Source organism: Marinobacter sp. 1-3A (assembly GCF_016597775.1).
Taxonomy (GTDB): domain Bacteria; phylum Pseudomonadota; class Gammaproteobacteria; order Pseudomonadales; family Oleiphilaceae; genus Marinobacter; species Marinobacter xiaoshiensis.
In genome coordinates this window covers 122,246-134,404 of the sequence record NZ_VCGZ01000006.1, presented here as the reverse complement: position 1 = coordinate 134,404, position 12,159 = coordinate 122,246, and the positions used below count along the sequence as shown (strand labels likewise).

The 12,159-nt window shown below is 54.3% G+C and carries 13 protein-coding genes; 4 read left to right on the top strand and 9 right to left on the bottom strand.

The genetic code is table 11. The features are described 5' to 3' along the window. Positions 1 to 5 precede the first annotated feature (5 nt). A complete protein-coding gene (locus FE848_RS11270; protein WP_200202906.1) occupies positions 6 to 1,145 on the bottom strand; it encodes a murein hydrolase activator EnvC family protein in 1,140 nt (379 codons plus the stop codon). Positions 1,146 to 1,165: 20 nt separating this feature from the next. Beyond that, positions 1,166 to 2,713, bottom strand: coding sequence for a 2,3-bisphosphoglycerate-independent phosphoglycerate mutase (gpmM, locus tag FE848_RS11265; RefSeq protein WP_200202905.1), 1,548 nt, complete (start codon positions 2,711 to 2,713; stop codon positions 1,166 to 1,168). A gap of 159 nt (positions 2,714 to 2,872) precedes the next feature. Between gpmM and FE848_RS11260 the strand changes: the two genes are divergently transcribed. Both FE848_RS11260 and secB read left to right on the top strand, forming a co-directional pair. Further along, positions 2,873 to 3,289, top strand: coding sequence for a rhodanese-like domain-containing protein (locus FE848_RS11260; protein WP_200202904.1), 417 nt, complete (start codon positions 2,873 to 2,875; stop codon positions 3,287 to 3,289). Positions 3,290 to 3,441: 152 nt separating this feature from the next. Next, positions 3,442 to 3,945: a protein-export chaperone SecB gene (secB, locus tag FE848_RS11255; protein ID WP_200202903.1), complete on the top strand. Its 504-nt coding sequence runs from the start codon at positions 3,442 to 3,444 to the stop codon at positions 3,943 to 3,945. A gap of 54 nt (positions 3,946 to 3,999) precedes the next feature. On the opposite strand, the gene trmL is transcribed toward secB, so the two are convergent. The 5 genes from trmL to traF form a co-directional block, all read right to left on the bottom strand. Then, a complete protein-coding gene (gene trmL / locus FE848_RS11250) occupies positions 4,000 to 4,476 on the bottom strand; it encodes a tRNA (uridine(34)/cytosine(34)/5-carboxymethylaminomethyluridine(34)-2'-O)-methyltransferase TrmL (RefSeq protein ID WP_200202902.1) in 477 nt (158 codons plus the stop codon). Positions 4,477 to 4,482: 6 nt separating this feature from the next. Continuing rightward, on the bottom strand, positions 4,483 to 5,661 hold the full coding sequence (locus tag FE848_RS11245; RefSeq protein ID WP_200202901.1) for an acetyl-CoA C-acetyltransferase: 1,179 nt from the start codon (positions 5,659 to 5,661) through the stop codon (positions 4,483 to 4,485). A 79-nt stretch (positions 5,662 to 5,740) separates the two neighbouring features. Beyond that, a complete protein-coding gene (locus FE848_RS11240; protein ID WP_200202900.1) occupies positions 5,741 to 6,487 on the bottom strand; it encodes a pteridine reductase in 747 nt (248 codons plus the stop codon). A 9-nt stretch (positions 6,488 to 6,496) separates the two neighbouring features. After that, on the bottom strand, positions 6,497 to 7,618 hold the full coding sequence (locus tag FE848_RS11235; protein ID WP_200202899.1) for a multifunctional CCA tRNA nucleotidyl transferase/2'3'-cyclic phosphodiesterase/2'nucleotidase/phosphatase: 1,122 nt from the start codon (positions 7,616 to 7,618) through the stop codon (positions 6,497 to 6,499). Positions 7,619 to 7,736: 118 nt separating this feature from the next. Beyond that, complete coding sequence (traF, locus tag FE848_RS11230) at positions 7,737 to 8,996, bottom strand: conjugal transfer protein TraF (RefSeq protein WP_200202898.1); 1,260 nt, start codon at positions 8,994 to 8,996, stop codon at positions 7,737 to 7,739. Positions 8,997 to 9,255: 259 nt separating this feature from the next. Between traF and FE848_RS11225 the strand changes: the two genes are divergently transcribed. Then, positions 9,256 to 9,804 (top strand): LPP20 family lipoprotein, encoded by a 549-nt coding sequence (locus FE848_RS11225; protein WP_200202897.1) that lies wholly within the window; start codon positions 9,256 to 9,258, stop codon positions 9,802 to 9,804. Between the two features lie 95 nt (positions 9,805 to 9,899). Further along, positions 9,900 to 11,108 carry a flagellar assembly protein T N-terminal domain-containing protein gene (locus FE848_RS11220; protein ID WP_200202896.1) on the top strand — a complete coding sequence of 403 codons (1,209 nt, stop codon included), beginning with the start codon at positions 9,900 to 9,902 and terminating at the stop codon, positions 11,106 to 11,108. A 23-nt stretch (positions 11,109 to 11,131) separates the two neighbouring features. Here the strand turns inward: FE848_RS11220 and FE848_RS11215 are convergent, their stop codons facing one another. Both FE848_RS11215 and sufT read right to left on the bottom strand, forming a co-directional pair. Further along, on the bottom strand, positions 11,132 to 11,593 hold the full coding sequence (locus tag FE848_RS11215; RefSeq protein WP_200202895.1) for a SufE family protein: 462 nt from the start codon (positions 11,591 to 11,593) through the stop codon (positions 11,132 to 11,134). Continuing rightward, the gene (gene sufT, locus FE848_RS11210) at positions 11,594 to 12,136 is read right to left on the bottom strand and encodes a putative Fe-S cluster assembly protein SufT (RefSeq protein WP_200202894.1); all 543 of its coding nucleotides are present in this window, start codon (positions 12,134 to 12,136) and stop codon (positions 11,594 to 11,596) included. Between the last annotated feature and the right edge of the window lie 23 nt (positions 12,137 to 12,159).

The following is a 12,159-nucleotide window of genomic DNA, read 5'->3' as shown; positions in this document are numbered from 1 at the left end:
GCTGTTCAGTTGGTCAGCCAGCGGCCCGGGTTATCAGGTTTGCCGTTATGGCGAACTTCAAAATAGAGTGCTGGCGCGTCTGTTCCACCGGTACGGCCTGCTTGTGCGATGGCTTCCCCTGCTACAACCCAGTCCCCCGGGCTGGTGAACAGGCTGCTGCTGTGGCCATAGAGTGTCATGTAGCCATCGCCATGATCAATAATTGTTATCAGGCCAAAGCCCCGGAGCCAGTTGGCAAAAACAACCCGGCCATAATGAATGGCTTTGATCTCGGCTTCTTCCCCGGTCTGAATGATCAGCCCGTTCCTGCGCAGTTTGCCATCTGCGTATTTTTCTCCAAAACGACTGACTACCTTGCCTTGTGCAGGCCATGGAAGCTTGTTGCGCAGCGACGGGAAGGGCTTGGATTCATTGGGCGACGGGATGCTGGCGATGGCTTGCTGAACCTCGGAAAGCAGCTGCTCCAATCGCTTTCGATCGGATTCCAGTTCGTCTTTTTCGCTACGGTGACTGCGGATATCCTGGTTAAGCGCTGCGAGGGTTTTTTCGCGTTCCAGGCGGGACGCTTTTAACGCCTGCTGGCGTTTTATTACGCCCTCTTCAGCGTTCGCGAGTTCGGCCCGGGTGCTTTGCACGGCCGCTTGTGTGACCTTGAGTTCTTCGAGGTTCTTATGGAAAATTTCCAATCGCCGTACTGTGTCGCGACTGAGATATTCGTAATAGGTCATGGTCCGGGCAATGTTGTCCGGATTGATTTCGTTGAGCAGCACTTTTACAACGGGTGCATCGCCTTCCATCCAGGCGGTGCGTATCTGTTTTTTCAGGCTTTCCCTCTGGCTCTCCAGGGTGCGCGCCAGCTCCCGCTCTTCACTTTGCAGTGTGGTCAGTTTCTGCTGCTGTACCTTTACCTGTTCTCGCAGGGATCTGCGCTCGTGAGTCAACCGGCTGATGGTGCGTTCAGCTTCAGCCAGCTGTCGTTCAAGAGAGGAGCGGTCCTTTTCGGCATTGGCCAGCCATTTGTCGATACCCTCAATACGTTTCTTGAGGGCTTCGATCTGGGCTGGCGTTACCTCTTTAGCAAACGCTAACGGTGCTGCACCCAATAACAGTGCGAGAGTCAGCGTCAGTACTGCAGTCAGTCGCAATGCTGTGGCCTGTTTCCGGATCAACCGACTTTAACCAGGCTATGCCCGGTCATTTCCTTCGGTAGTTCCAGGCCCATCAATGCGAGCAGGGTGGGAGCTACATCGCTCAGGCTGCCGTCATCACTCAGGCTTACTTCGCGGCTACCTGTGTAGACCAGGGGAACTGGCCCGATGGTGTGTGCTGTGTGCACCTGACCAGAGTCGGGGTCTGTCATCTGTTCACAGTTACCGTGGTCAGCTGTTATCAGTGCCTGGCCACCGACTTCATCCAGTGCTTCAACTACGCGCTGTACGCACTGGTCGAGGCATTCTACTGCTTTGATGGCTGCATCCAGCTTGCCCGTATGGCCCACCATGTCGCCGTTGGCGTAGTTGCATACCACCAGGTCATACTTTCCGCTTTTGATGGCCTCTACCAGCTTGTCGGTAACTTCCGGAGCGCTCATCTCAGGCTGCAGATCGTAGGTTGCCACTTTAGGGGAGGGCACCAGAATTCTGTCTTCGCCGGCAAAAGGCGTTTCCTGCCCGCCGTTAAAGAAGAAGGTGACGTGGGCGTATTTCTCGGTTTCGGAAATGCGGAGCTGGGTTTTGCCTAGCCCTGCCAGGTATTCACCCAAACCGTTGATCAGCTGTTCTGGCGGGTAGGCGCAGGAGGTTTTGATATCTGCCGCGTACTCGGTGAGCATTACAAAGTCTGCGAGATTCGGGTGTTTCTTGCGTTCAAACCCGTCAAAACCCTCATCTACAAACGTGCGGGTCATTTCCCGGGCTCGGTCAGCCCGGAAGTTCATAAACAGGACGGCGTCGCCATCATTGATTGTGGCCGCAAGCTCGCCGGCGCTTTGTATGAGGGTTGGTTTAACAAATTCGTCGTTTTCACCACGCTCGTATGCTTGCTCCAGGCCTGAAACAGGATCGGCGGCCATGAATTCTGACTCACCTAACGTCATCAGGTTGTAGGCTGCTTCCACCCTGTCCCAGCGGTTGTCCCGGTCCATAGCGAAATAGCGGCCGACAATTGAGGCTACACGGCCTACGCCCAGACTTTTCAGCTTTGCAGCCGCCTTTTCAAGGGAGGGGCGAGCGCTGCGAGGTGGCATGTCGCGGCCATCGAGAAATGCGTGAATGTAGACTTCTTTAGCGCCCCTGGCAGCTGCAAGCTCAGCGGCTGCAAGCACGTGGTCTTCATGGCAGTGAACGCCGCCGGGAGAAAGCAGGCCCATGAGGTGAACAGCGCCGCCATTGCTTATGGCTTTGTCGATTGCTGCGCAAAGAACCTTGTTTTCGTTAAAGGTTCCTTCCTCTATATCCTTGTCGATGCGCGTCAGGCTCTGGTAAACCACGCGGCCCGCGCCAAGGTTCATGTGCCCGACTTCGGAATTGCCCATCTGGCCCTGGGGCAAACCTACAAACATACCGGAGGTGTTGATGAGCGTTTTGGGTCTGGAAGCCCAAAGCTTGTCCCAGAAAGGCGTATTGGCGTTGCTGATGGCGTTATCTTCGGCGGGTTTACGATGGCCCCAGCCGTCGAGAATTATCAGTGCTGTCGGCTTGCGCAATGCTGTCATCATTCAGTCCGGAGGTAGAGTTGCAGTAAATTTACAGAAGTAGGCGTGAAGCTTATCCATTTTTACACTTTGAGGCCACAGTCGTCACCTGTATGGTCACCTTCTGTCCGGCGAGCAGGCTGTGTATAATCCGCCCAAACTTATTTTCAGGGTAACCTCATGGATCGGTTGTTTGAATTTGTCGTTAACCACTACGTTCTCGCTTCACTTTTTGTGGCTTTTCTTGTTGCTATTCTGGTGCTGGAGTCCCGGCGGGGTGGAGCCAAGATTTCTGCTCAAGGCGCTGTTAGCCTGATCAACCGGGACGAAGCCATAGTGGTTGATATCCGTGACCGCAAAGAGTTTGGCGAGGGCCGCATTACCGGCTCAGTCAATATTCCGTTGAGCAGTCTCAAAAGTCGGGCTGCCGAGCTGAACAAACACAAGAGCAAACAGATTATTGTGGCGGACAAAATGGGGCAGCATTCCGCCATGGCCGTCAAACAGCTGAACGCAGAGGGTTTCACCAATGTGGTGCGACTCAACGGCGGGGTTAGCGACTGGAAGGCCAGTAACTTGCCGCTGGTAAAAAAGTAGAAACTGCGACATAACTTGATCTGCGCGCCGATCTGCCGCACTGTTTCACATAACTGATCGACGCCAGACAGTAGACTGTCACGGCAGATGTAACCATAACAACGGGCCCCGAGCCCTCTCTAAGACTCCCTACTAAAGCAAAAGGACTTAACATGGCTGAGAATCCGCAAGCCGCCGCAGGCAACGAAAACCAGAACCAAGCTCAGTTTGCTCTTCAGCGTATCTACGTGAAGGATCTGTCTTTTGAGTCCCCGAATTCACCGGTGGTATTTCAGGAGCAGTGGAAGCCCCATGTAAATCTGGATCTGAACACCGCTCACACAAAAGTAAGTGATAACCAGTATGAAGTGGTTTTGTCGCTGACCGTTACGGCGAAAATTGACGACAAGGTTGCTTACATTGTCGAGATTCAGCAGGCGGGTGTTTTCCTTGTTTCAGGTATTGACGGGCCGCAGCTTGGCCAGATGCTGGGTGCCTATTGCCCCACTATTCTGTTCCCCTATGCCCGTGAAGCAATTGATGGTGTTGTTAACAAGGGTAGCTTCCCGGCATTGATGCTGGCGCCTGTTAACTTCGATGCTATCTACGCTCAGGCATTGCAGCGCAAGCAGGAAGAGGCAGCCGGTGAAGCCGGTGCCGAGCAGAAAACTCACTAAGAGTGTTGCTCTACCCTGACTGCAAAAAAACCCGGCAACTGCCGGGTTTTTTGTTTATGAGGTGCTGCCTGGTGAGCCCTCAAAGCCCAGTTGCCTCCAGGCTTCGTAAACCACTAAAGCGGCGGTGTTGGAAAGGTTGAGGCTTCGGCTATTCGGGCACATAGGTACCTTCAGGCAATGCTCTGCAGATAATCCTTCGCGTACATCTTCTGGAAGGCCACGGGTTTCCGGGCCGAACATCAGGTAGTCGCCTTCCTGATAGGCCACCTGGTGGTAGTAACGGTGGCCTTTTGTGGTGAGGCCAAACAGGCGCCGAGGCTCCTCACTGTCGAGGAACGCCTGATAGTTTTTGTGCACTTTTACCGTGGCGTATTCGCTGTAGTCGAGCCCGGCACGCCGCATCTGCTTGTCCTCCAGAGTGAATCCCAGAGGCTCAATCAGATGCAGGTTACAGCCGGTATTGGCGCAGAGCCGGATGATATTGCCCGTATTGGGTGGAATCTCCGGCTCGTACAGCACCACATTCAGCATTCGGCTTTAGCGCTCGACTGCAAGGGCAACGCCCATGCCGCCACCGATGCACAGAGTCGCCAGACCTTTGTGCGCATCACGGCGTACCATTTCGTGCAAAAGTGAAACCAGTATGCGGCAGCCCGAAGCGCCAATAGGGTGGCCCAGAGCAATAGCGCCGCCGTTGACGTTTACTTTGCTGGTATCCCAACCCATTTCCCGGTTTACAGAGATAGCCTGGGCAGCAAAGGCTTCGTTGGCTTCAACCAGATCCAGATCATCAACGCTCCAGCCGGCCAGTTTCAGGCAGCGCTGGCTGGCGGGGATTGGGCCGGTTCCCATGATGGTCGGGTCAACGCCGGCATTGGCGTGGGCTTTGATGGTTGCCAGCGGGGTCAGGCCCAGCTCTTTTGCTTTTTCAGCACTGCACACCATGACCGCTGCTGCGCCATCATTCAGGGATGATGCATTACCTGCGGTCACCGTGCCGTCCTTTTTGAACGCCGGGCGCAGTTTGCCCAAGCCTTCGCCGGTTACGCCATCGCGGGGGCCTTCGTCCTTGCTGATAACGATTGGATCGCCTTTCCGCTGAGGAATGGATACCGGCACGATTTCACCATCAAAGCGACCGGCTTCTCTGGCTGCAACTGCCTTTTGTTGGGAGGCTGCTGCGAACTCGTCCTGCTCTTCGCGGCTGATGTTGTACTTCTCAACAATATTTTCAGCAGTGATGCCCATGTGGTAGTCGTTAAAGGCGTCCCAAAGACCATCGGTAACCATGGTATCGATCATGGTCCAGTTGCCCATGCGCTGGCCATTGCGGCTGTTGGGCAGAACGTGGGGTGCCTGGCTCATGTTTTCTTGTCCGCCGGCAATCACTATCTCGGCATCGCCACAGCGAATCGCCTGAACCGCCATGTGAACAGCTTTGAGGCCAGAGCCGCATACTTTGTTGATGGTTATGGCCGGGACAGAATTGGGAAGGCCGGCATTGATCGCCGACTGGCGTGCCGGGTTCTGGCCAGAACCTGCGGTCAGAACCTGGCCCAGAACAACTTCATCGAGCTGGTTGCCGGCAACACCGGTTTCTTCCAGCAGTGCTTTAATAACAGCGGCGCCGAGCTGATCCGCACGAAGGCTGGAAAGGCCTCCGCCAAATGCTCCAATAGCTGTACGCCGAGCGGCAACGATGACGACATCACGCATGAGAGTTCTCCGTTTTAAAAGTTGGCCGCATTGTAGCCGGAAAGGACGAGCGGGCAAAAGCGTAGGCCCAACCCTCGGCCTACATGTTGAGGCTTCTGCCACCATCGACTGAAATGATTTGCCCGGTAATAAATGGCGCTTCGGCCAGCAGAAACACGATGGTGCGGGCTATATCATCCGGAGTGCCGGTGCGATTAAGGGGCGTTTTGGCCAGTATTATACTTTGGTAGCCTGCATCAACCGCTGCGTCGCCCTCTGGCCAGAGGATAGCCCCGGGAGATACACCATTTACCCGTACCTCTGGAGCCAGGTCTTTGGCCCAGGACCGGGTGAGTGCCGCGAGTCCTGCTTTGCTGGCGCAATAGAGTGGGTGGTCTGCCAGCGGCTTTTCACTATAGATATCAATGAGATTTACGACACTGCCTGAGCTTGCCCGCAAAGCCGGAAGACACGCCTGCAGCAGAAAAAATGGCGCCTTCAGGTTAGTGTGCATAATGCTGTCCCAGTCGTCTTCCGTGGCCTCAGGCGTTGGGTTTGGATAAAACACGGATGCGTTGTTAACCAGTGCATCCAGACGTCCCCACTGAGCTGCTGCTTCGGTGCCCAAGCGCCTGATGTCGGTGATGTTACTCAAGTCTGCCTGCAGTGCGACGGCAGAGTTTGGCCGCTGCTGGTTCATTGATTCAGCAAGACTGTGAGCCTGATCTTTGCGGTTACGATAATGGATAGCGATGTTCCAGCCCCGCTCCTGGAGTATTTGCGCAGTGCGGGCTCCAAGGCGATGGGCAGAACCGGTAATCAGGGCAACAGGCGCATGTTCAGGCATGGTGGTTCCTCAGGATAGTAAGCTGCTTAGTGCCTGGTTAATACGCGCAAGACGCTCGGTACGGATTGCATCGCCCAGTTCTTTGCCCAGGAAGCCTTGTTCCATCAGTATTTTAGGGTCAACGGTTGACGCAACTTTTGCCGCATTTTGGAGTGCTTCAAGTTTTGCCCGATTTGCGGGTTCAAGAGTGCATGCAAGTACATTTAGGAGTTGCGCGAACCGCTCTGGTCGTCGCCACAAGTCGGCCTTTTCCAGCAGCTTCAGCAAAACGCCTGCATCTGGCTGCAGCGGGTCGAGCTGCTGTATGGCGGGCGTGAAAATCATAGTCAGGCGGGCCAGTTGTTGGCAATCGTTGGGTGCTTTCAACGCTTTGGCTCTTGCTGTGCCCGCAGGCTCGTCAAGTGCGCATAACAGTGAAGCAAATCGCTCTGCTGTTGAGCCATTGCTGGCGTGAACCCGTTGCAGGCCAGCAATGGCTGCGCTGAAGTGCGCCTCAGGGGAAAGTTCCGGAATCAACACGGCTAGCGCGCCGCAGTCTCTCAACACCTGAAAGAACGTAGCCGGATTATTTTCATGCAGGGCTCGCTGAATCTCCTGCCACACTCGCTCAGGCACCAGATGTTCCACCTCGCCCTCGGCAACCATAGAGCGCATGAGTTCCATGGTTTCTGCGCAAACACGAAAACCAAGGGGTTGAAAGCGCGCAGCAAACCGTGCAGTGCGCAAAATTCTCAGGGGGTCTTCTTTGAACGCCATTGAAACATGTCGCAACTCTCGTGCTTCAAGGTCTTTGCGCCCATCAAAGGGGTCGCTCAGCTCGCCCTGTTCGGAGCGCGCCATGGCGTTGATGGTGAGGTCCCTGCGTAACAGATCTTCTTCCAGCGTGACATCAGGAGCACTGTAAACCGAGAAGCCGTGATAACCGTGGCCCTGTTTGCGCTCGGTGCGAGCGAGGGCATATTCCTCATGTGTTTTGGGGTGCAGGAATACAGGGAAGTCTGATCCTACCTGGGTAAATCCACGGGCGAGCATTTGTTCCGGGGTTGCACCAACAACCACCCAGTCCCGATCTTTAACTTTCAGGCCCAGTAGTTCGTCGCGAACAGCGCCGCCAACCAGATAGGTTTGCATGGAGGGTTCGGTTCCTTTCCGAGAAGTATCCGGGAATTATCCGTTTCCCGGGCGTGTCAGGCAAACCTGTATAGTCTGGTGGGTTCGCCTGACACCGAAAGAAGTGCTCGAACAATAATCAGAATGCTGTGCCAAGCTCCAGAGATGCGCCGATATCCGCATCGCTAAACAGGGCGCCAAGATCAAAGCGAACGCCTAACAGATTGACTCCCAGGCCAGCTGTGAACTGGGTTTCCTCGGCAATGCCGTCGTTGTCATTGTTGCTTGCAAGGTTGTAACGAACACCCGCGCGAAGCTGTGCGTAACGGAACGCGTCGAACTCTGCACCCAAGGCGAGCCACTGGGTGTCATCTTCAAAGCCAAAGGCTTCTTTTTTGGTGAGATCCACCTCTGCAGTCACAACGTGATAGTCGCTCTTATGAGCGATGCCGACGGTTGCCATGGGGTTGAGTTTCAGAGTGCGTACTTCCTCTCCAAGATCCGCCCGGCTTGCAGCGGAGTCGAGCTTCATGGGAATCAGGTTTTTTACCAGGATTCCTGCGTTCCACTGCTTTTCATCTCCGAACGCATAAGCAGCACCTATATCGAGGTTAAAGCCGCTCTTTTCAGTTTGGGACTCATCACTGTCGAAATCGTTGTCATCAAAACCGGAAACGGTTTCCGTGTATTGAAACGTTTGTAGCTTTACGTATTTTGGGGAAAAACCCAGCTGGAGAGATTCACCATTACTCAGCTCCAACGCGTGAGCAAAGCTTATGCCTGCCTCTATCACCGCTGAAGCAAGGACCTTACCGCGGGAATTTAACGTCAGAGTGCCACCAGGGAGAGAGGTTACCGTGCCGTCTTCTATGTCTGCCAGTATTGCGTCGTCACTTTCGTCGTACTCTCCCCTGGCTGTTGCAGTCAGATTGCCGTTGGTGAACACACCCATGGAAATTGTCTTTCCGGGAACGGCAACAGCAAAGCCAAGGCCGAGGTTGCCTCGGACGGTGTCTCTATCAAATCCGGCAAGTTGTTCACGCAACTGCCCCGCCTGCTTTTTAGTTTCGGTTGAATTGTTAAAGCTGATGGCGCTCTCAAGCCCGTCAATTGAGTCCTGGATATCATCAATCTGATCAATGGTTTCTTCTTCATCCGCAACCCGCACGTTGACAGACGGCAGCGTGAGGCCGAAATCATCTGCCCAGTCGTGCTGGTCTGCAGCCATCATTGCGGGGTTTGCAGACGTGGCGGAAGCCGGATGCGCAATAGCCACCCCGGTGCCACCCATTGCAAAGGAGCGTGAAGACATAAACGACTGCGGACTGGCGAGCGCTGAGGAAGTTGCAAGGGACAGTCCCACGGCAATGAACAATCTGGACAGGCGATATTGATGCATTTCGGTACCTTGGAGATAAGTGTGTTTCTATGAACAATGAGAGTACTGAAAGGTTAGATCAATATGCGTACGGGAACACGGCATAACCGGTAACGGTTTGTTTTTGATATGTAAGCGGAGGCAGTTATTTGCCGGTTTAGCGGGCTGTATTGTAGCTTTGTTCAATAAAATCCATTCAATCAGTGTGTTAGAAAAGCTGGCGCGATTTTTTCATGGTTTCCGGTAATGGTTAGCTGAAACGAATTCTGGAGACAAGATAATGGCCATTCGCTGGATAACAGTTCCTTTTTTGGCTTTCATGCTGGCGGCCTGTGCGCCTGTTGGTGGGCACCGGGATAGTGAGAAGAGTAAAGCACAAAGCGAACCCAGGCTGGAGCCTATAACCGTGCGCGTAAGCGGTTTTGGAACTTATGAAGACGCCAGTAAAGATCGCCTCAACACGCGTAAGCGTTTGATGGCGCGCCGGGCCTCCCAGATGGATGCCTACAGGAACCTCGCTGAGCGAGTGTATGGCACGGTCGTCTATGGCAGCTCTACAGTAAACGACTTTGTTCTACGAAATGATAGTTTTCGAACATACGTGGATAGCTACATTCGTGGCGCAAAAATGGTTGCTGTTAACGAACATAGCGACGGCGTTGTCGAAACGGTAATGGAGCTGAAGCTGGAACCACGTTTCCGGGCTTGCGTGTCGAAAGTAGATGCCGATCAGGTGCAGGATTTGTGTCCGATACCTATGCCCAGATACAACGACAGTGTTGGTGATGTTCAGAGCAAAAACGTGGATTCCCTGTACTATCTCGACTAATGTCGCCATCGGGGTTTGATTATAGGGATACTGGTGTAGAGGCCTTGGAAGCGTGGCACATTTGGAAATGCGGGAATGAAAAGATGCGCGGGTTTATGAAGCAGTTTTTTCGCTTGGCGCTTTGGTGTGCGTTGACGCCGCTGATGCTTATTGCCAGCGCTCAGGCGGTTGTTCTGGAAGGTGTGGGCCACGCCAGCATCCATAACGAGGACCTCGCGACTGCCCGTGCAGAGGCCCGTAATGCGGCCATGCGTGATCTCGCTCTTCAGTATGAGGCGCAGGTTAGTACCAGAGATACCATGGAAAACGGTGTTCTTACCGAGTCCAGAATGCGCCTGGCCTCCAGTGCGAGGGCGCGGAATGTTAAAGTGATTGATGAGCACCGCATTGGCAATCTTATGCGTGTGACCGTACGGGGGGATATTTCTGCCGGTGATGCCAGTTGTGACGGCGGAGACTCCGGGCGTTTGAGGAAGCGGGTGGCAGTAACCGGGTTTCCGCTTCTATACCCTGAGCAGGCCCGTGTAGGGCGCATTGATGATGCTGGTGAAGTTCTGCCGCAGTTGTTGCAGCAAGGTTTGCGGGAAGCTGGAAATTTGCAGGTGCTTTCCGCCTCTACCTCCCGTCTGTTCCCCGATCTGTTGAACGCGCCAACGTTGCAGCAGGGTAGTAATCGCCTAACCAATGTGATTCAGGTAGCCCGTGAAATGGGTGCTCAGTTTGTTGTCACGGGCGTTATCCGGGATCTTGGCGTTGCAGACCCTACGGCGTGGGGCACATCGGTTCTGGACAAGATGCAAAGAGGTATTGGTGCCGTCGATAAGCGCCGGCGGTTTGCAGTGGATCTGGTGGTTCTCGATGGCTTTAGCGGTTCGCCTGTCTATCAGCAACGTTTTGAGGCGGCCGCGGACTGGAATGGGAGCGTGGGCAGTTCTACAGGGTTTGGCTCAGAAGGATTTCGAAAAACCCAATATGGAAAGGCGGTTGCTGGTGTTCTGGGTGACATGACTCAGGCAGTCACCGAAGCATTGGCATGCCAGCCGTTTATGGCCCGCATTACCCGGGTAGATGGTCAGCAGGTAACACTGGCTTCAGGTGCAACCGCTGGCCTGAGGCCGGGTGATGAGCTGCATTTGTATCGCAGTGCCCGGTATTTTGATTCCCTGGGAGGGACGCCTGAATTGAGCGACAGCCAGGTGACAGTCACCCTGAATAATGTTCATCCGGACTTCAGCAATGGCAATATGCCCAGCCTGGGTGGGCAGGTAAACATTCAGCGAGACGACATTGCCATAATCTGGTAGCTCACGCTAAACCGGTGAGCGGGTCACTCAGCCGCGTGGGCTGCCGCTATGTCGCGAATCTTTCCGATCATGGAGCGCAGGCCGTTGCCGCGGGTCGGAGAGATATGGCGGAACAGGTCGAGTTGTTCAAACAGCTCGTCGATATCGGTAGCCAACAGGTCTCTTGGGGTTTTCCCGTTCAGCGCAATCAGAATCATGGCGGCAAGGCCGCGGACGATCATTGCGTCAGAATCGATCAGCAAATAAAGTTTGCCGCTGGCTTCGTGGAAGTGGGAAATCACCCATACCTGGCTCTGACAGCCGTGGACGTAGTTCTCTTCAATCCGGGCTTCGTCCGGAAAAGCCGGTAGCTGCTTGCCCAGATCAATAATAAACGCGTAGCGCTCTTCCCAGTCGTCCAGAAACTCAAAGCCGTCGAGTACGTCTTCCAGAGTCGGGTTTTTTCCGAGCGGATTGTCCAGAAAATCCTGTTCTGTCGCAGGCATTTACAACATTCCCAGTTCGAGTTTGGCTTCGTCAGTAAGCATATCGTTGTTCCAGGGGGGATCAAAGGTAAGCTCTACGGTTACCTTGTCCACGTTGGGCACGTGCTCCACCTTGGTCTTCACATCTTCAGTAATAACCGGCCCCATGCCACAACCAGCGGCTGTGAGGGTCATCAGGATGAAGACGTGATTGCCCTCTGGCGTACCGTTTTCAATGCGGCACTCGTAAATCAGGCCCAGGTCCACTACGTTTACCGGAATTTCCGGGTCGTAGCAGTTGCGCATGGCTTCCCACACCTGGTTTTCGTTGATAGTTCCGTCTTCCGGAGTATCAAAGCTGCTTTCCAGTGGCTTTTTGCCCAAGGCATCTGCGTTGTGACCTTCGATGCGGGCAAGGTTGCCATTAACTGCAACCGTGAAGGTGCCGCCCAGAGACTGCGTGATGGTTACAAAACTATCTGCCGGAATCATGATTTGGGTGCCAACAGGAACAAGGCGGGCTTCCACCTCGCGCTTGGTCAGGACAACTTCTCTTTCTTGCATTCCTGGTTATACCTCGTTTGGCG